The sequence below is a fragment of the Jatrophihabitans sp. YIM 134969 genome, assembly GCF_054456675.1.
The window spans coordinates 17,877-35,631 of record NZ_JBTJEQ010000048.1 but is presented as its reverse complement, the minus strand read 5'-3'; the positions used below and the strand labels follow the sequence as shown (position 1 = coordinate 35,631).

The 17,755-nt window shown below is 73.1% G+C and carries 19 protein-coding genes and 1 pseudogene; 12 read left to right on the top strand and 8 right to left on the bottom strand.

Annotated elements, in window-relative coordinates; all coding sequences use genetic code 11:
- The 5 genes and pseudogenes from ACXR2U_RS19825 to ACXR2U_RS19805 form a co-directional block, all read left to right on the top strand.
- Positions 1-1,091 (top strand): annotated as a pseudogene (locus tag ACXR2U_RS19825) (hypothetical protein); the annotation flags it as partial.
- Between the two features lie 70 nt (positions 1,092-1,161).
- Entirely contained in the window at positions 1,162-1,755 is a 594-nt protein-coding gene (locus ACXR2U_RS19820; RefSeq protein ID WP_458826808.1) for a methyltransferase domain-containing protein, read from the top strand.
- On the top strand, positions 1,752-2,903 hold the full coding sequence (locus ACXR2U_RS19815; protein ID WP_458826807.1) for a geranylgeranyl reductase family protein: 1,152 nt from the start codon (positions 1,752-1,754) through the stop codon (positions 2,901-2,903). Before ACXR2U_RS19820 ends, ACXR2U_RS19815 begins: the two co-directional genes overlap by 4 nt.
- Positions 2,904-2,925: 22 nt before the next feature.
- Positions 2,926-3,441, top strand: a complete 516-nt coding sequence (locus tag ACXR2U_RS19810; protein ID WP_458826806.1) for a DUF1697 domain-containing protein — start codon at positions 2,926-2,928, stop codon at positions 3,439-3,441.
- Between the two features lie 212 nt (positions 3,442-3,653).
- Positions 3,654-4,262, top strand: a complete 609-nt coding sequence (locus tag ACXR2U_RS19805) for a TMEM165/GDT1 family protein (protein ID WP_458826805.1) — start codon at positions 3,654-3,656, stop codon at positions 4,260-4,262.
- Here ACXR2U_RS19805 and ACXR2U_RS19800 read toward each other — a convergent pair.
- Genes ACXR2U_RS19800 through ACXR2U_RS19790 form a run of 3 tightly spaced genes read right to left on the bottom strand, consistent with a single transcriptional unit; the run spans position 4,252 to position 6,651 of the window.
- Positions 4,252-5,190 (bottom strand): FAD-dependent oxidoreductase, encoded by a 939-nt coding sequence (locus ACXR2U_RS19800; RefSeq protein WP_458826804.1) that lies wholly within the window; start codon positions 5,188-5,190, stop codon positions 4,252-4,254. The genes ACXR2U_RS19805 and ACXR2U_RS19800 overlap by 11 nt on opposite strands.
- The gene (locus tag ACXR2U_RS19795; protein WP_458826810.1) at positions 5,187-5,672 is read right to left on the bottom strand and encodes a GNAT family N-acetyltransferase; all 486 of its coding nucleotides are present in this window, start codon (positions 5,670-5,672) and stop codon (positions 5,187-5,189) included. The genes ACXR2U_RS19800 and ACXR2U_RS19795 overlap by 4 nt, the downstream gene beginning before the upstream one ends.
- A 7-nt stretch (positions 5,673-5,679) precedes the next feature.
- On the bottom strand, positions 5,680-6,651 hold the full coding sequence (locus tag ACXR2U_RS19790; RefSeq protein ID WP_458826803.1) for a thiamine-phosphate kinase: 972 nt from the start codon (positions 6,649-6,651) through the stop codon (positions 5,680-5,682).
- 30 nt (positions 6,652-6,681) lie between these two features.
- On the opposite strand from ACXR2U_RS19790, the gene ACXR2U_RS19785 reads away from it, so the two are divergent.
- Both ACXR2U_RS19785 and ACXR2U_RS19780 read left to right on the top strand, forming a co-directional pair.
- Positions 6,682-6,930, top strand: a complete 249-nt coding sequence (locus ACXR2U_RS19785; protein ID WP_458826802.1) for an Lrp/AsnC family transcriptional regulator — start codon at positions 6,682-6,684, stop codon at positions 6,928-6,930.
- Positions 6,931-7,002: 72 nt separating this feature from the next.
- On the top strand, positions 7,003-7,548 hold the full coding sequence (locus tag ACXR2U_RS19780; protein WP_458826801.1) for a DUF3515 family protein: 546 nt from the start codon (positions 7,003-7,005) through the stop codon (positions 7,546-7,548).
- A 10-nt stretch (positions 7,549-7,558) separates the two neighbouring features.
- Here the strand turns inward: ACXR2U_RS19780 and ACXR2U_RS19775 are convergent, their stop codons facing one another.
- From ACXR2U_RS19775 to ACXR2U_RS19765, 3 genes are read right to left on the bottom strand one after another with little or no spacing between them, the layout of a single operon-like run.
- Positions 7,559-8,935 carry a cytochrome P450 gene (locus tag ACXR2U_RS19775; RefSeq protein WP_458826800.1) on the bottom strand — a complete coding sequence of 459 codons (1,377 nt, stop codon included), beginning with the start codon at positions 8,933-8,935 and terminating at the stop codon, positions 7,559-7,561.
- 4 nt (positions 8,936-8,939) lie between these two features.
- Positions 8,940-10,019, bottom strand: coding sequence for a D-alanine--D-alanine ligase family protein (locus ACXR2U_RS19770; protein WP_458826799.1), 1,080 nt, complete (start codon positions 10,017-10,019; stop codon positions 8,940-8,942).
- 22 nt (positions 10,020-10,041) lie between these two features.
- The gene (locus ACXR2U_RS19765; protein WP_458826798.1) at positions 10,042-10,425 is read right to left on the bottom strand and encodes a winged helix-turn-helix transcriptional regulator; all 384 of its coding nucleotides are present in this window, start codon (positions 10,423-10,425) and stop codon (positions 10,042-10,044) included.
- Between the two features lie 197 nt (positions 10,426-10,622).
- Here ACXR2U_RS19765 and ACXR2U_RS19760 point away from each other — a divergent pair, with 197 nt between their 5' ends.
- Positions 10,623-11,225, top strand: a complete 603-nt coding sequence (locus ACXR2U_RS19760) for a malonic semialdehyde reductase (RefSeq protein WP_458826797.1) — start codon at positions 10,623-10,625, stop codon at positions 11,223-11,225.
- Positions 11,226-11,230: 5 nt separating this feature from the next.
- Complete coding sequence (locus ACXR2U_RS19755; protein ID WP_458826796.1) at positions 11,231-12,097, top strand: SDR family oxidoreductase; 867 nt, start codon at positions 11,231-11,233, stop codon at positions 12,095-12,097.
- 25 nt (positions 12,098-12,122) lie between these two features.
- Here the strand turns inward: ACXR2U_RS19755 and ACXR2U_RS19750 are convergent, their stop codons facing one another.
- Together ACXR2U_RS19750 and ACXR2U_RS19745 are read right to left on the bottom strand one after the other, a co-directional pair.
- Positions 12,123-13,121 carry an NAD(P)H-dependent glycerol-3-phosphate dehydrogenase gene (locus ACXR2U_RS19750; RefSeq protein ID WP_458826795.1) on the bottom strand — a complete coding sequence of 333 codons (999 nt, stop codon included), beginning with the start codon at positions 13,119-13,121 and terminating at the stop codon, positions 12,123-12,125.
- Entirely contained in the window at positions 13,121-13,885 is a 765-nt protein-coding gene (locus tag ACXR2U_RS19745; protein ID WP_458826794.1) for a lysophospholipid acyltransferase family protein, read from the bottom strand. Before ACXR2U_RS19745 ends, ACXR2U_RS19750 begins: the two co-directional genes overlap by 1 nt.
- Before the next feature lie 72 nt (positions 13,886-13,957).
- On the opposite strand from ACXR2U_RS19745, the gene cofC reads away from it, so the two are divergent.
- The 3 genes from cofC to ACXR2U_RS19730 all read left to right on the top strand — a co-directional run bounded on the left by cofC (position 13,958) and on the right by ACXR2U_RS19730 (position 17,714).
- On the top strand, positions 13,958-14,608 hold the full coding sequence (gene cofC, locus ACXR2U_RS19740; RefSeq protein WP_458826793.1) for a 2-phospho-L-lactate guanylyltransferase: 651 nt from the start codon (positions 13,958-13,960) through the stop codon (positions 14,606-14,608).
- A 107-nt stretch (positions 14,609-14,715) separates the two neighbouring features.
- A complete protein-coding gene (locus ACXR2U_RS19735; RefSeq protein ID WP_458826809.1) occupies positions 14,716-16,818 on the top strand; it encodes an RNA degradosome polyphosphate kinase in 2,103 nt (700 codons plus the stop codon).
- Positions 16,815-17,714: an NUDIX hydrolase gene (locus tag ACXR2U_RS19730; protein WP_458826792.1), complete on the top strand. Its 900-nt coding sequence runs from the start codon at positions 16,815-16,817 to the stop codon at positions 17,712-17,714. The genes ACXR2U_RS19735 and ACXR2U_RS19730 overlap by 4 nt, the downstream gene beginning before the upstream one ends.
- Positions 17,715-17,755 lie beyond the last annotated feature (41 nt).

The following is a 17,755-nucleotide window of genomic DNA, read 5'->3' as shown; positions in this document are numbered from 1 at the left end:
CCGCCACTACGCCGCGCGACCCGAGGCAGCCCGCCCCGGACACCGGCGGTACCCCGGCTGCGGCGGGCGCCGCGGGCGACACCGCGGTGCCGCACCCACCGTCGGGCCACCAGTCCCCCCGTGCGCCCCTGCCGAGCGACCAGTTGGCCCACGCGCTGGGCCTGTCCCCCGCCAACAACCCCGGACCGACGACCCGCGCCGCCGACGTGCCCCGCACCCCGCGCCGCTCCCGACCGGTCGCCCCCCGGTACCGCGACCCGCGTTCCCGTCGTCGCCTGCTGGTCGCCTCCGCCGCGGCTGTGGTGGTGCTGGCGGGTGCCGGCACGGCCGTCGGCATCGCCGTGAGCCGCGGCGGCAGCGGCGGAGGCGGGACGTCCGCCACCGCCACCGTCCCGTCCGCTGCCCGCGCCGCGGCGAGTTGGCTAGCCGGCAACGTGACCACCGAACGCCGGATCGTGTCGCCCGACGCCGGACTCGCCGCCGACCTCAACGCCGCCGGGGTACCGGCCGACACCGTGGCGGGCGCGGGTGAGGCCCGGGTCGGGGTCGTCGTCGTGGACAGGGGTGCCCCCGATCCGGCGCCGTCGGTCGCGTCCGCGGGCTCCGCGCGCAGCCTGGTGCTGCTGGCGCTGTTCACCGACGGCGGCGACCGGGTCACGGTCAGTCAAGTCGTCACCGGCACCGCCGAGGAGGTGCAGTCGGGTCTCGACCGCGCCGCCGAGACCGCCGCCAGCGCCTGCCGGGGGCTCTCCGCGAACGCCGCCGTGACCATCGCCTCCGCCGCCGCGCCCGTGTTCGAGGCGGGCGCGCTCGACCTGCGGGCGGCGACCCTGCTCGCGGTCATCGCCCAGTCGCAGCCGGTCGACGTCGTCGCCGCGCCCCAGGACCCCGCCGAGGCGGCGGCCGGGCGCCCCGTGCGCACGGTGATCGTGAAGGTCCAGGACGAGGCGGAGGTACGGGAGGCGGCGTCGACGGCGCGCGGGGCGTTCACCGCCGAGGTCGACTCCCCCAGCGCGAGCCTCGACGCGCCCCCCGGCAGTCTCGTGCTCTCGTGGCCCACCGACGCCGGGTCGTCCCTGACGCTGGATTGACCGGAACGCTCGGGCGACCCGTCGCCGGGTCCCAGCGGGGACCGGCGGGTACCGGCCTACTGTGACAGCCGTGGACGCGCGGGAGGCGAACCGCCGGACCCTGGCGGTCTACGAGGCGCACGCCGACCGGTACCTCACCGCCCGCACCGACCCTCCCGCCCCGCTGGTCGAGCTGTACGACCGACTGGCCGCGCTGGCCCCCGGCGGAACCGTTCTCGAACTGGGCTCCGGACCGGGCGACTGCGCCCTGGCGCTCGAGCGTCGCGGGCTGAGGGTGCGGCGCACCGACGCCACCGTCGCGTTCGTCGATCGACTGCGGGCCGGGGGTCAGACCGCCGACGTCCTGAACGCGCTGACCGACGACCTCGGCGGCCCGTACGACGTCCTGTTCGCCAACGCCGTCCTGCTGCACTTCGCCCCGGACGATCTGGCGGCGCTGTTGCAGCGTGCAACGCTGGCTGCGTCGTGGCTGGCCTTCACCGTGAAGGAGGGCGACGGCGACGTGTGGAGCACCCGCAAGCTCGACGCACCGCGCTGGTTCGTCCACTGGCGCGAGCCCGCGCTCCGGGACCTCCTGACCGAGGCCGGGTGGCGGGTCACGTGGCTGGAGCACGGCCACGGCCGCTACGACGACTGGATGACCGTGCTGGCGGAACGCGCGTGAGCGGGCCGACCTGGGACCTGGTGGTCATCGGCGCGGGGCCGGCGGGCGCGGCGGCGGCGATCGCCGCACGGGAAGCCGGGGCGTCGGTCCTGCTGCTCGAGCGCGAGGAACTCCCCCGCTACAAACTGTGCGGCGGCGGCCTGCTGCAGATCACGGTCGACTCGCTGCCCGAGGGGTTCGAACCACCCCTGCGGGCCGAGGTCGACGTCGTCACGTTCACCCACGCCGGGAAGGGTTTGCGGCGACGCGACTCGGCCGACGGCGGACCGGTCCTGCGCATGGTCTACCGGCAGGAGTTCGACGCCGCACTCGTCGACCACGCCGCCGGGCTGGGCGTCGAGATCCGCGACCGTTGCACGGTGCGCGATTTCCACAAGGCCGAGGACGCGGTGGTGCTCACCACCTCGACCGGCGAGGTCCGGGCCCGGGTGGTGGTCGGCGCCGACGGCAGCGCCGGGCGCAGCAGCCGGTACGTCGGCGCCCGGTTCGAGCAGGTCGACCTCGGGCTGGAGACGGAGTTCGCCCTGACCCCCGAGCTGCAGCGCGCGTGGTCCGGCCGGGTCCACCTGGACTGGGGGCCGTTGCCGGGCTCCTACGGTTGGGCGTTCCCCAAGGGCGACCAGCTGACGGTCGGCGTCATCCTCGACCGCGAGCGCGGCGCCGAGGGCAAGCGCTACCTCGCCGACATGGTCTCGGCGCTCGACCTCACCGGGACCACCGCCGTGAGCAGCGGCGGCCACCTCACCCACTGCCGGGCCGACGGTTCACCGCTCGCCCGCGGCCGGGTGCTGCTCGCCGGTGACGCCGCCGGGCTGCTCGAGCCGTGGACGCGCGAGGGTATCTCCTTCGCCCTGCGCTCGGGCCGGCTGGCGGGCCGCGCCGCCGCCCGCCTGCTCGACGGTCACCCGGCCGCGTCGATCGGGCCGTGGTACTCAGCCCACGTCGACACCACCCTCGGCGCCGAGATGCGGGCCGGACGCGAGTGCCTGCGGGCGTTCGAGCGCCGTCCGGGCTGGTTCCACCTGGTGATCGCCCGCACCGCTCCGGGCTGGGCCGCGTTCCGCGCCCTCACGACCGGCCGCACGACGTTCCCCCGGCTGCTGCGGCACCGGGTGGTCCGCCTCGCCCTGGCGGTGGCGCAGCGGTAGGCCGTTCGGCAGGATCACGACGGTGACCAGGTGGGCGGCGTTCCTGCGCGGCGTCAACGTCGGCTCGATCACGGTGACCTCCGCGGCGTTGAAGCAGTGCCTCGAGGCCCTCGGCCTCGAGGACGTCAGGACGGTCCTCGCCAGTGGCAACGCCGTGTTCAGCAGTCCCCGCCGGCGGACGACGCTGAAGCCGGCGATCGAGAAGGCCCTGCGCGACACGTTCGGGTACGACGCCTGGATCGTGCTGCTCGACGCCGCAGACTTCGAGGCGGCCATCGACGGTTGCACCCTGCAACCGGTCGCCGGCTGGCACACCTACTACCTGCTCGGCTCCGACGAGAAGGTCCTCGACGAGCTGGACGAACTCGCTCCCGCCGACGAGCCCCACGCCCGCGGACCCCACGTCCTGTACTGGCAGGTGGAGGAAGGCCACACCCTCACGACACCGTTCGCCAAGATCCTGGCCCAGCGGAAGTACAAGGCGCACACCACCTCGCGCAACGCCCGCACGATGGCCAAGGTCGCCGCGCTGCTCTGAGGCCGGTATCGTCGTGACCCAGCGAAGGGGAGTAGCCCGCAACACGGGTGTCGACACACTGGCCAGCCCCACCGGCCCGGCACCCGCGACCTGGACGTCCAGGTGGGCGAGACCTTCGACCCGAAGAGACGTGTCCCACGTCGTCCGGGTCGGAGCGTCCGCCCCGGACGGCCTCGACCCGGGCGGCCCGAACCGGAGAGGCCCTCGACCCGATGGACCCCCTGCTCATCCTGCTCGTGGCCGGCGTCGTGCTGCTGGCCGAACTCCCCGACAAGTCGATGTTCGCCTCGCTGGTGCTCGGCAGCCGCTTCAAGCCCGGGTGGGTCTTCCTGGGCATCGCATCGGCCTTCGTCGTCCACGTCACGATCGCCGTCACCGCCGGATCACTGCTGCGCCTCGCCCCCCGGACGGTGGTCGAGAGCATCGTGGCGGCGTTGTTCCTCGCCGGTGCGGTGTACCTGTGGGTGACCCGGCACGCCGACGAGGAGGAGGAAGGCGAGCAGGAGGTCGAACGCAGCGAACCGACACGGAGTCCGCGCCACCTCGCGCTGGCGGCGTACGGGACGAGCTTCCTGGTCATCTTCGTCGGCGAGTGGGGCGACATCACCCAGATCCTCACGGCCAACCTCGCCGCCAAGTACCACGACACCTGGTCGGTCGCGATCGGCGCCGTGATCGGCCTGTGCACCGCGTCCCTGCTCGCGATCACGCTGGGGCAGACGTTGCTGAAGTACCTCAAGGTGAGCGTGCTCCACACGATCGGGGCGGTCGTGCTGCTCGGGTTCGCGGTCTACTCGGTCGTCACCCTCGTCACGGGGTGAGCACCAGCCGCGCGACGTCCGCGGCGCACCCCCACGACAGCGTCACCCCGGCACCACCGTGGCCGTAGCAGCACACGACGGGTCGGCCCGAGTCGTCGAGACGTTCCAGGCGCACCGCCGGGCGACCCGGCCGCAGCCCCACCGCGCGGCTCAGGACCGGTGCACCCTGCAACGACGGTTCCAGCTCGTAGCAGCGTGCCAGGATGGCTTGTTCCACCGAGGGATCGAGCTCGGTCGACCACTCCCCCTCGTCGTCGGTGCCCCCGCACACCACGTCCGCGCCCCGCGGCACGACGTAGGTCAGGCCGAACTCGGCCTGCTCGTCCAGCGTCCAGGTCGTCAGGCCGGGGTTCGCCACCCGCACCACCTGCCCGCGGACCGGGAACGCCGAGGCGTCGTCGACGAACGGCCCGGAGCGCAGGCCGGCGGCGAGGACGACGGCCGAGCCCGGGACGTCCTCGAGCGCGGTGACGTTCCCCCGCGTGATCTCGACCCCGGCGGCCACGCACCGCGCGGCCAGCCACGCGAGGTAGACGCTCATGTCGACCACGGGCACGACCACCCGGACCTCGGCCGGCACACCGGCCACCGACGACGGTGCGACGACCGCGCCGGGAACCACCGCCAGCCACGAGGGTTCCTTGCCGGTCCGCAGCAGCGACCGACCCGGCCGCATCCACACCCCGGGCACCTCAGCGGCGGCGAGCCCCGCGAACACCGCGTACGACGCCGCGGCCCAGCCGTCGACGAGTGCGGCCGGGTACGCCCGGTACGGGGACCAGATCGCGGCCGCGACCGCCGAGGTCGTGCTCGCCGGCGGGTCGGCGGTCAGGACCCGCACGGTGGCGCCGGCCTGAGCGAGCCGCAGCGCCGACGACAACCCCACGACCCCGCCGCCCACGACCGTCACGCCGTCGGAGGCGGTCACGTCAGCCGACGGCCGAAGAACAGCGCACCGGGGGTCGTCGCGTAGTGACCGAACGCCGGGACCGGTTCGTACCCGGCGGACTGGTACAGCTCGATGGCCTCGGGTTGTTCCCGGCCGGTGTTGAGGATCAGCGCCTGCAGCCCGGCCGTGGCGGCGTCGGACTCCAGCCGGGCCAGCACGGCGCGGGCGTACCCCTGACGCCGGTGGTCCGGGTGCACCCACATGCGTTTGATCTCGGCGGTCGGGACGGCGAGAGCCGGGTCCGAGAGGAGCCGGAACCCGCCCATGGCCACGGGTTCGTCGCCGGCGAACAGCACCAGGAACAGCCCGCGTGGAGGCGCGAACTCGTCGGGGTCGACGACCGCGGCGTCCGGACCGCCGTACCGCTGCACGAAGTCGGCTTGGAGGATCTCGATCAGCCCGGCGACCAACGGGTCGTCGTACCTCCGGACCTCGAACCGGACCGTTGCATCTCGCAACATCACGCTGTCAGGCCTTCCAGTGTTCGTGACCACCGGACGGCCATCGCCGGCCGTCCACCCGCACGCCGTCGCCGAGCACGACCGTGCCGATCTCGGTCCAGGTGTCGGGCAGGTCGGTGCCGGGCGGGAACGTCGCGACCAGCGCGTAGTCGTCGCCGCCGTTCAGCACCCACGTCATCGGGTCGACGTTGAGCGCCGAGCCGACCTCCTTCAAACGGGCCGGCACCGGGATGCGCGCCGAGGCGATCTCGATGCGGACGCCGCTGGCCGACGCGATGTGACCGACGTCGGCCACCAGACCGTCGGACACGTCGGTCATGGCCGTCGCTCCCGCCTGGGCCGCCACGACGCCCTCGGCGTAGGGCGGTTCGGGGCGGCGGTGGGCGTTGACCACGGCGACCGGGGAGCGGAACCCCCGGGCGAGCACCGCGTACCCCGCGGCGGCCCACCCGAGCCGGCCCGCGACGGCCACCGCGTCGCCCACCTGGGCGCCGCGCAGGAGCACCGGTGCCCGGCCCTGCAGGTCACCCAGGGCCGTCACCCCCAGCATGACGACGTCGGCCGCGACGACGTCGCCGCCCACGACCGCGGCCCCGACGGCGCCGCACTCCTCCTTGAGCCCCTGGGTGACGCCGTCGGCCCACTCGACCGGCAGGTCCGCCGGCGCGGCGAACCCGACCAGCAGCGCGGTCGGCACGGCGCCCATCGCGGCGATGTCGGCGAAGTTCTTCGCGGCGGCCTTGTGCCCGACGTCGGCCGCCGAACTCCAGTCGCGGCGGAAGTGGCGGTGTTCGACCAGCAGGTCGGTGGAGGCCACGACCCGGCCGTCGGGGGTCGCCACGACCGCGGCGTCGTCCCCCGGACCGATCAGGGTGGACGGGGCGCCGGGCAACTGGTCGGTGATGCGGGCGATGAGCCCGAACTCACCCAGATCGGAGACGGTGATGGAGAGGTCCCTTCCTTCGGACGGCCAGGCCAACCCTAGCCACGCTGGAGTACGTTGCTGCGCGTGACCGAACCGACGACCGGTGTCAGCGCCTACATCCTCGTGCAGACCGAGATCGGCAAGGCCTCCGGCGTGCGCAAGGCGATCCAGGAGATCCCCGACGTGACCGCCGAGGTCGTCTCCGGCCCGTACGACGTCATCGTCCGCGCGACCGCTCCCTCCATCGACGACCTCAGCAAGGTCGTCGTGGCGCGGGTGCAGGGCATCGCGGGGATCACCCGCACGTTGCTCTGTCTCATCGTCAACATCTGAGACCCGGCAGGCCCCGTCATCCACCGTTCGACCCGCTCCGCCGCCCTGATCGCGACCGCCGTCGCGCTCCCGGTGGTGCTCGTCGTCGCGTTCCTCGTGGGCGAGACCGGCGGCGGCAACGCCGCGACGCCCGGCCCGAGCGCGACCCCCGGCCCGCTGCGCACCTCGGTGCCCGACCTCGACCAGGCCACGGCGAAGGTCTGTGACCCGGTCATGCAGTCGATGCCGGTCACCCTCGACGACGGTGAGACGAAGATCCAACCGCTGGTCGTGACGCCGGGCGGGCCGTCGTTCCTCGCCTGGGGCGACCCGTTGGTGACGCTGCAGTGCGGGGTGCCGCGGCCGAGTTGGCTCCGGGACGACCTCGACTACGGCACGGTGAACCAGATCACCTCGCCCGCGGGCTACGGCGCGAGCTGGGTCGCACGGGGCACCGGCGACCGCGTCACGTTCACCGTCATCGACCGGGCCGTGTACTTCGAGGCCGTGCTGCCGAAGGGCGACGCGCCGTTCCTCGTGCAGATCTCCGACGTCATCGGTCGGGCACTCCCCCAGGTCTGCACCCAACCCACGCCCGGCGACCCGCCCGACGCGAAGTACTGCGGCTCGCGCCCGTAGCGCTCGGCCGTCAGTGCGCGGCGAGCTCCGGGGCCGGGGCCCGCTCGCCGAGGCGGACGGGCAGGGAGGCGAACCCCTTCAGCACGCGGGTCGAACGGCGGACGCCGCCGCCGGCGAGGCTGAGGTCGGGGTAGCGCTCGAACAGGGTGCGCAGCCCGACCTCGCCCTCGGCCCGGGCGAGGGCGGCGCCGAGGCAGAAGTGACGTCCGCCGGAGAAGGCGAGGTGCCGGCCGGCGTTGGTGCGTGTGACGTCGAACCGCAGCGGGTCGCTGAACACCTGTGGGTCGCGGTTGGCCGCCGCCAGCAGCAGGATGACCATCTCCCCGCGGGCGATCGGTTCACCGGCGAGCTCGGTGTCGCGCTTGGCGATCCGGGCGGTCATCTGGACCGGGGACTCCAGCCGCAGCGCCTCGTCGACGGCCGTGGACCACCGCGACGGGTCCTCCCGCACCAGGGCGAGCTGGTCCGGGTGACGCGCGAGCAGCCAGGTGCCGTTGCCGAGCAGGTTGACGGTCGTCTCGAACCCGGCGGCGAGCACCAACCCGGCGGTGGCCCGCAGCTCGCGGTCGTCGAGGCGGCCCTCGCCGTCGGTGGCGGCGATGAGCTGGCTCATGAGGTCGTCGCCGGGGTGCGAGCGCAGCCGGGCGATGTGGCCCGACAGCCAGCGGTCGAACGCCAGCAGACCGAGCTCGGTGCGGCGGAACTGCCGCCAGGGCAGGACGAAGTCCAGGCTCGGCGCGGCGGCCTCGCCGAAGTGCAGCACGAGGTCGCGGTCCTCCTCGGGCACGCCGAGGATGTCGCTGATCACCGCGACCGGCAGTCGGGAGCAGTACGCCTCGACCAGGTCGACGACCTCGGCGCCGGTGGCCGCGCGGCGCCGTTCGAGGGCGTCGAGCAGGGCGTCGGCGGTGAGCTGGACCCGGTCGCGCAGCTGCGCGACGGCGCGGGCGGTGAACACCGACGACACCAGCGTCCGGTAGCGGGTGTGCTCCGGCGGCTCGACCGAGAGCAGCGACGGCGCCTGGACCGGGTGCAGTGCGCCGGTGCGCGTGGTCGCCTCGATCTTGCCGAGCAGGCCCGGCAGCTGCTCGCCCATGGACACCACGCGGAAGTCGTCGGACCGCAGCACGTCGAAGGCGATCCCGTGGTCCACGGTGATGGCCGAGACCGCGGTACGGGTCACCCGACCACGTCCACGCACCTCGTCCCACACCGCGCTCGCGTCGTCGCGCAGGGTCGGGTCGACGATGAGGCGCGCCTGCGGGTCCCCCGCGCGGGCCGCCCGCTTGATCGCGACGCGTGGGAGGCCGTCGAGCGCGGTCCAGCGGGCCAGCAGCTTCGTCTCGCGCAGGGCGGATCCGACGACGGGGGCGTCCGCGAGGCTCATCGGCTCATCGTGCCCCGTGACGCAGGGCCGAGGCCACCAGGAGATCGACCAGTTCAGGGTACGGGACCCCGCTCGCGGCCCACATGCGCGGGAACATCGAGACCGGGGTGAAGCCCGGCAGGGTGTTGACCTCGTTGACCACGAGGCGGCCGTCGTCGTGGACGAAGAAGTCGACCCGGGCGAGCCCGGCACAGTCCAGGGACCGGAAGGCCGCGACCGCGGCGTCCTGGACGGCGCGCGTGACGTCGGGTGGCAGGTCGGCCGGGACGTCGAACTCGCAGGCGTCGTCGAGGTACTTGGCCTCGAAGTCGTACCAGTCGTGGCCGGACTTCAGCCGGATCTGCGCGGGGACGCTCGCGCGGGGAACGCCGTCCGCGTCCTCCAGCACACCGCACTCGACCTCGTGCCCGGTCTGCGCGGCCTCGACCAGGACCTTGTCGTCGTGCTCGAGGGCGAGACGGACGGCGTCGGCCAGCTCGCTCCAGTCGCGCACCCGGGTGATGCCGACGCTGCTGCCCGCCCGGGCCGGTTTGACGAACACCGGCAGGCCGAGGTGTTCGAGGTCGGCGGCGAGCACCGGGTCGCCGCGGTGCAGGACGGCGAACGCGCCGACGTCGAGACCGTCGGCGCGCAGGAGCTTCTTGGTCATCTCCTTGTCCATCGCGGCCGCGCTCGCGAACACGCCGGAGCCCACGTAGGGGATGCCGGCGAGGTCGAACAGGCCCTGCACCGTGCCGTCCTCGCCGAACCGCCCGTGCAGGACGGGGAAGACGACGTCGACCGCCGGCAGGTCACCACCCCCGAGCGCGACCAACCCGCCGCCGTGCGGGTCCGGCGAGAGGACGACCTCGGTGCCCTCCCCGACGTGGGGGGTCTCGCGGCCGGCGATGGCCATCCGGGACGGGTCGGTCGCGGTCAGCTGCCACCGACCCTCGGTGGTGATGCCGACGGGGACGACCTCGTACCGGTCGGGGTCCAGCGCGGCGATGACGCTGCCCGCGGACACGACGGAGATTCCGTGCTCACTGCTGCGGCCGCCGTAGACCACGGCGACGCGGAGACGGCGGTCCGGGGTGCTCTGCACCCCGGCAACCTACCGAGCGGACCTACCGGGCGGCTGCGGTCCGCTCCGTGGCGGTGGGCGTGTCGGGCAGCGGCAGGTGCGTTCGCACCCAGCCCTCGAGCTCGCCGAGAATGGGATCGAGCGCCCGACCGGCCTCGGTGAGGCTGTAGCTCACGGTGACGGGGGGTCCGGCGGCGACGTCACGGGAGACCACGCCGACGGCGACGAGCTCGGACAACCGGTCGGAGAGCATCGAGTCGCTGATGGCGGCGACGGCCCGGGACAGTTCGGCGAACCCCGCGGGGCCGATCGACAACGCGCCGATGATCACGCCGTTCCACCGCTTGCCGAGGATCTCGAACGCGCGGGACAACGCGACGGTGCACCGCTCGGTGCGTTCGACACGCTCCACGCTCGGGCCGGCCACCGCTGGAGTGTACGGGCCGACCCCTGTCGGCAGGGCGTTCCCGCGCGACCTCGTCGTCTGCACCAGGTTGCTCATGTGGGGTCCAACGCCGCCGGCCGGGCGACCCATCCACTCGCGTGACCGGAGTCACTCTGATCCTGCGGGTCACTCGGAATTACCTAGTGGTGCCCGGTCTTGCACCGGTCATGACCTCGACCATGACGCGGCTGCCCGTCCTCGACGACGCCGGCCGCTCCCTGCTGTTCACCGACGCGCGGACGGCGAACTCGTTCTCCGACGCCCCGGTCGACGACGAGACCCTGGCCGCCGTGTGGGAGCTCGCGAAGTGGGCGCCCACCGCCGCCAACACCCAGCCGCTGCGCGTGGTGTTCGTCCGCACCGCGGAGGCCAAGGCCCGCCTGGTTCCCCTGATGAACGAGGGCAACCGGGCCAAGACCGCCGCTGCGCCCGTCACGGCCCTCCTCGCGGCCGACACCGACTTCCACGAGTTCACCGAGCAGACCTTCCCGGCGCGCCCGCACCTGCGCGACCAGTGGGAGGCGCAGGGCCCCGAGGCCCGGGGCGCCGCCGCGAGCTTCAACGGCGCCCTGCAGGCGGGGTACTTCATCCTCGCCGCGCGCGCCCACGGCCTGGCCGCGGGCCCCATGGGCGGGTTCGACCGCGACGCTGTCACCGCCGAGTTCTTCCCCGGTGGCCGCGAGCGGGCCATCCTCGCCGTCAACCTCGGCCAGCCCGGTGAGAACCCGTGGTTCGACCGCCTGCCCCGGCTCCCCCACGACGACGTCGTGCGTTGGGCGTGAGCGCGATGACCGACACGACCTACGCCGTCACCGGCGCGACCGGCGGCCTCGGCCACGGCATCGTCACCTCCCTGCTGGACCGTGGCGCCGACCCGGCCCACGTGATCGCGGTGGTCCGCGACCCGGCCAAGGCCGCGGACCTCGCGGAGCGCGGCGTGACCGTGCGGGTCGGCGACTACGACCGACCCGACACCCTCGCCACCGCCTTCGAGGGCGTCGACGTCCTGGTGCTGGTCAGCAGCAGCGACCCCGGCCAGCGCATCCCGCAGCACACCGCGGTGATCGAGGCGGCCACCGCCGCCGGCGTCTCGCGCATCGTCTACACCAGCGCTCCGCAGGCCGACACGTCCTCGTTCTCGTTGGTCGACGACCACCGGGCGACCGAGGAACTGTTGCAGGCGGGAACGGTGCCCTACACCGTGCTGCGCAACAACTGGTACGTCGAGAACTACACCCGCGACCTCGACGCGACCCTCGAACGTGGGTCCGCGATCGGCTCGGCGCACGACGGCCGGGTCGGGCTCGCGCTGCGCGCCGACTACGCCGAGGCCGCCGCGGCCGCGGCGTTCGGCGACGGGCACGAGAACGCCGTGTACGAACTGGCCGGACCCCTCGTGACGCTCGACGACTTCTACCGCGCGCTGTCGGCCGCGACGGGCCGCACGGTCACCTACGTCGACCTGTCGACGGAGGACCACCTGGCCGCGTTGCTCGAGGCCGGGCTGCCCGATCCGGTCGCCGGTTTCGTGGTCTCCATCGACACCGCGATCGCGAACGGTGAACTGGCCACCGCGCCGGACGACCTCGTCGCGCTCCTCGGCCGGCCGCCGGTCCCGCTCGACGAGGCGTTGCACCGCATCGTCGGCGCCTGAGCCCCACCCGTCGCGCGAGGTCCGGCTACTCGCGCGTGGTCTCGCGTCCCATGAGCATCCGCACCGCTTCCTGGGGCGCGAGACCGTGGTGGCAGACGGCGTCGACCGTGCGGCAGATCGGCATGTCGACCCCGGCGCGGGCCGACAGGTCCAGCACGGCCGCACACGACTTGACGCCCTCGACGACCTGACCGTGCGTGGCCTCCTGCGCCTGCTGCAACGTCTCGCCGCGGCCGAGGCGCTCCCCGAAGGTGCGGTTGCGCGAGAGCGGAGACACGCAGGTCGCGACCAGGTCACCGAGGCCCGCGAGCCCCGCGAAAGTCAGGGGATTCGCGCCGAGCTGCGCCCCCAGGCGGGCCGTCTCGGCCAGGCCGCGGGTGATGATCGACCCGAGCGTGTTGTCGCCGAAGTCGAGCCCGCGCGCCATGCCGCACGCCAGCGCGATGACGTTCTTGACCGCCCCGCCCAGCTCGCACCCCACGACGTCGACGTTGGTGTACGGACGGAAGTACGGGTTGGTCGTGGCATCCTGCAACGTTTCGGCCCGCGCTTCGTCGATGCACGCGATCACCGTCGCCGTGGGCTGACCGGCCGCGATCTCCCGCGCGAGGTTCGGCCCGGAGACCACCGCGATCCGCTCCAACGGCAACCCGGCCACCTCGGCGATGACCTCGCTCATGCGCTTGGCGGTGCCGAGTTCGATGCCCTTCATCAACGACACCAAGGTGGAGTCGTCCGGCAGGTCCGGTGTCCACCCGGCGAGGTTCTCCCGCAGCTGCTGGGCAGGGACCGCGAGCGCCACCAGGTCCGCGCCGTCGAGCGCCGCCCGGGCGTCCGACGTCGCCACCACCCCGGCCGGCAGGACCGTCCCCGGCAGGTAGTCCGGGTTCTCGTGGGTCGTGTTGATCCGGTCGGCGATCTCGTCGCGCCGGGCCCACAACCGCACCGGCGTGCCGGCGTCGGCCAGCACCTTCGCGAAGGCCGTCCCCCACGAGCCGGCGCCGAGGACCGCGGCGGTCGTCATCAGGTCTGGTCCGGCACGGCGGTCTCGACCGGGGGCGGCGACACCGGCGGCCGCTTCTCCCCGCGCGCCTCCTCCACCTGGGTCAGCAGCGCGTCCATCACCACGCGGGTCATGGTGCGGAGGTTCTCGGCGGTCGGGGCCACCGGGCCGTCCGCGCCGTGCCGCCAGCGTGACAGGTCGACGGCCGGCCCCGCGGCGATGGTCGCGGGCTTACGGGGCAGAACCTTGAAGCTCTTGCGGTACACATCGATCGTCTGCGGACCCCACTGGCCCACCGGGACCACGGGGATCTCCGGCGCCAGCAGCGCCAACCGGGCGATACCGGTCTTTCCCGCCGCGGGCCAGTGGTCCGGGTCGCGGGTCACGGTGCCCTCGGGGTACACGATGATCGTCTCGCCCCGCCGCAGCGCCTCGACCGCCGAGTCCAGGGCCTCCTTGGCGTGCGGACCTCCGCGGTGCACGGGCACCTGACCCATCCCGCGCAGGCCACGGCCGAGGATCGGCACGTCGAACAGGCTGTCCTTGGCGAGGTAGCGCGGGTTGCGGCCGGCGTCGTAGACGAAGCGGCCGATGATGACGGGGTCGGCGTAGCTGATGTGGTTGACGGCGAGGATGACCCCACCGGTGCGGGGCAGGTGTTCGACGCCGCGGTACCGCAGCTTGAAGAGCAGACCGGCGGGCACACCCACGACGACCATGGCGGCGCGGAACCACGGCGTCCGGGGTTCGATGCTGCCGCGGTGCTTCGGGACTCTCGGTGACACGCGTGCAGTCTGCCGGACGCCGGCCCGGGGCGGTGTCACGACGCCCGACGGCGGGCGGGGAGAATGGGACGCGTGGACGAGGCACCCGCACGGCAGTGGGTCGTGCTGCTGCCGGTCAAGGCGGTCGCGAGCTCGAAGTCGCGGTTGCAGCCCGCGTTCGACGATCCCGACCGGTTGGCCGCCGTGGTGACCGCGATGCGGCGAGACACCCTCGCGGCGATCCGCGGTACCGCCGGCGTGGTCGCGGTGGTCGCCGCCGTCGACCGGCCGGACTCCGCCCGTGGCCTCGGTGCCGGCGTCGACGTCGTCGTCCAGCAGGAACCCGGTCTCAACGGTGCCCTGCGCGCTGCCGACGCCTACGCCACCGCTCAGTTCCCGGCCGCCGGCCGGATCGCGGTGGTCGGCGACCTGCCCGCGCTCACCCCCTTCGCCCTGCGGGAGGTGCTCGACGCCGCCGGACGGTCGGCCCGCGCGTTCGTCCCCGACCTCGCGGGTTCCGGCACGACCATGCTGGCCGTCACCGAGGGCCCGCTCGAGCCCGAGTTCGGCCCGGGGTCGGCCGCACGCCACGCCCGCACCGCGACCCCGGTCCGCGCGGCCGCCGCCGCAAGGCACGACGTCGACGTCCCCGAGGACCTCACCGGCCCGCCCGCCACGGGGTTCGGGCCGGCCACCCGCGCCGCGCTCGCCGAGCCTGCGGCCGCGGCCAGCGGCGGGGTGTGAACTCCCGTTCATCTCCGACGGGCAGAATCACCGGCGTGTCCGACACCGACCTGACGACCAGCACCCCCCGCCGTCCGTTGCCGACGAACGGCGCCCAGGCGGGCGCGATCGACGTCGACATCGAACCCGAACCGGTCGACGACAGCGCGCTGGCGGTGAACCTCCCGGCCGACCGGTTCAGCAACCGGGAGCTCTCGTGGCTCGCCTTCAACGAGCGCGTGCTCGAACAGGCCGAGAACGCCGAACAGCCGTTGTTGGAGCGGGCGAAGTTCCTCGCGATCTTCGCGAGCAACCTCGACGAGTTCTACATGGTGCGCATCGCCGGGTTGAAGCGGCGCACCGACATGGGCCTGCAGGTCTCCACCGCGAGCGGGATGTCACCGCGCGAGACCCTCGCCGCCCTCGCCGACGCCACCCGCGAGCTCGCCGTCCGGCACGCCCGCGCCTTCACCGACGACATCGAACCGGCGCTCGGCGAGCACGGCATCCGCATCGTCCACTGGGACTCGGTGTCGGCCGAGGGCCGCACGCGGCTCAAGGAGTACTTCGAGTCCAAGATCTTCCCGGTCCTGACCCCGCTGGCGGTCGACCCGGCGCACCCGTTCCCGTACATCTCGGGGCTCTCGATGAACCTCGCCGTCATCGTGCGCGAACCGGACAGCGAGATCGACCGCTTCGCGCGGGTGAAGGTCCCGAACAACGTGCCGCGCTTCGTCATGGTCTCCGAGACCACCTCGTCGGCGGAGTTCCTGCCGCTGGAGGAACTCATCGCCGCGCACCTGTCGATGCTGTTCCCCGGCATGCAGGTGGTGGAGCACCACCTGTTCCGCGTCACCCGCAACGCCGACGTCGAGGTCGAGGAGGACCGCGACGAGGACCTGCTGCAGGCCCTCGAACGCGAACTGGCCCGCCGCAAGTTCGGTCACGCGGTGCGCCTCGAGGTCGGCGACGACATCGACGACGCCGTCCTCGACCTGCTCATGAGCGAGATCGAGGTGCAACCCGAGGACGTCCAGAAGCTGCCGGGTCTGCTCGACCTCACGTCGCTCTGGCAGATCTACGGGCTCGACCGCCCGACTCTGAAGGACAAGCCGTTCACGCCGGCGACGCCCACGCGGTTCATGGAGGGCGAGACCCCGAAGTCCGTGTTCGCCACCCTGCGCGAGGGTGACGTGCTCGTGCACCACCCGTACGAGTCGTTCGCGACCTCGGTGCAACGGTTCATCGAGCAGGCGGCGATCGACCCGAACGTGCTCGCCATCAAGCAGACCCTCTACCGGACCTCCGGTGACTCCCCCATCGTCGACGCCCTCATCGACGCCGCCGAGCGCGGCAAGCAGGTCGTGGTGCTGGTCGAGATCAAGGCCCGCTTCGACGAGCAGGCCAACATCAGCTGGGCCCGCGCGTTGGAACGCGCCGGGTGCCACGTCGTCTACGGCCTGGTCGGGCTCAAGACGCACTGCAAGACCGCGCTGGTCGTCCGTCAGGAGGGCGGCAACCTGCGGCGTTACGCCCACGTCGGCACCGGCAACTACAACCCGAAGACGGCCAGGATGTACGAGGACCTCGGGCTGTTCACCGCCGACGAGGCGATCTGCGCGGACCTCACCGACCTGTTCAACGTCCTCACCGGGTACTCGCGCCAGACCGAGTACCAGCGGCTGCTCGTCGCCCCGTTCGGGGTGCGGCGCGGGCTGGTGTCGCGCATCGAGCGCGAGATCGCCCACGCCGAAGCGGGCCGCGGTGGCCACGTGCAGATCAAGACCAACCACCTGGTCGACGAGCAGATCTCCGACGCCCTCTACCGGGCCTCGATGGCCGGCGTGCGGGTGCAACTGCTCGTGCGCACGTTCTGCACGATCCGCGCGCAGGTCCCCGGCCTGTCCGAGAACATCGAGCTGCGTTCGATCCTGGGCCGGTTCCTCGAGCACTCGCGGATCTCCTACTTCGCCAACAACGGCGAACCCGAGTACTTCATCGGCAGCTCCGACCTCATGCACCGCAACCTCGACCGTCGCGTCGAGGTGCTCGCGCCGGTGCAGGACAAGGTCGCGACCGCGCACCTGCGTCAGTGCCTCGACCTCGCCTTCGATCCCGACACCTTCTCGTGGAACCAGCGCTCCGACGGCTCGTGGGAGCGCACCGGCGACGTCGACTACCAGGAGCGTCTGCTGCACCTCTTCGACGACGAGAGCCCGACGCGTCGTTGAGCGCCACGGACATCAGGGCGGCCGGCGGCCTGCTCTGGCGGTCGGGTGGGGCGGGCGTCGAGGTCGCCGTGGTGCACCGGCCGCGCTACGACGACTGGTCGCTGCCCAAGGGCAAGCTCGACGGCCGCGAGGAACCCCTGCTGGCGGCGGTGCGCGAGGTCGGTGAGGAGACCGGCCGGCTCGTGCGCGTCGGACGCCGGCTGCAGACCGTCCGCTACGACGTCGGCAACCAGGCCAAGGCCGTGCAGTACTGGTCGATGCGCGACACCGGCCCGCTCGGCTCGGGCGAGATCGGCGACGTCGACGAGGTCGGGGCGCTGGAGTGGCTGCCGGTCGACGAGGTCGGCGCCCGGTTGTCGTACGCCGACGACCGTTCGGTGCTCGACGGTTTCCGTCGCATCCCCGAGACGACGTCCGTGGTGGCCCTCGTCCGCCACGCTCGCGCCGGCAAACGGGTCGACTGGGACGGCGACGACCGGTTGCGTCCCCTGGACGAGCGTGGCGAGATCCAGGCCGCGGCGTTGGGTCCGTTGCTCGAGACCTTCGGCCCCACCGCGGTGTTCGCCGCCGACCGGGTGCGGTGCGAACAGACGGTCGCCCCGCTGGCCGCTCGCCTCGACCTCGCCGTGACGTCGATGCCCGAGGTCAGTGACGAGTCGTACGAGGCCGATCCCGCCGCGGCGGTCGAGGCCGTCACCACGCTCGCACTGCAGCACCCGGTGACGGTCGTGTGCAGCCAGGGCACGGCGTTGCCGGGCATCCTCGAGCAGTGGCTGCCGCCGCGGTTGTTGTCGACGGTGTCGAGCACCGTCACCCGCAAGGCCGCGTGGTGGGTCGTCGGCGTCCGCGCCGGTGTGCCGGTCTGGATCGACCGCTACGACCGCCCCCGCCCCTGACCGTCCCCGCAACCCCGTCCGGCGAACGGGCACCCTCCCGC

What these genes read in the sequence shown, in the direction of transcription:
- ACXR2U_RS19805 (WP_458826805.1), top strand. Translation starts at nt 3,654, where the DNA reads ATGGACCCCCTGCTCATCCTGCTCGTGGCCGGCGTCGTGCTGCTGGCC.
- ACXR2U_RS19795 (WP_458826810.1), bottom strand. Translation starts at nt 5,672, where the DNA reads ATGTTGCGAGATGCAACGGTCCGGTTCGAGGTCCGGAGGTACGACGAC.
- ACXR2U_RS19775 (WP_458826800.1), bottom strand. Translation starts at nt 8,935, where the DNA reads ATGAGCCTCGCGGACGCCCCCGTCGTCGGATCCGCCCTGCGCGAGACG.
- ACXR2U_RS19760 (WP_458826797.1), top strand. Translation starts at nt 10,623, where the DNA reads ATGACGCGGCTGCCCGTCCTCGACGACGCCGGCCGCTCCCTGCTGTTC.
- ACXR2U_RS19755 (WP_458826796.1), top strand. Translation starts at nt 11,231, where the DNA reads ATGACCGACACGACCTACGCCGTCACCGGCGCGACCGGCGGCCTCGGC.
- ACXR2U_RS19750 (WP_458826795.1), bottom strand. Translation starts at nt 13,121, where the DNA reads ATGACGACCGCCGCGGTCCTCGGCGCCGGCTCGTGGGGGACGGCCTTC.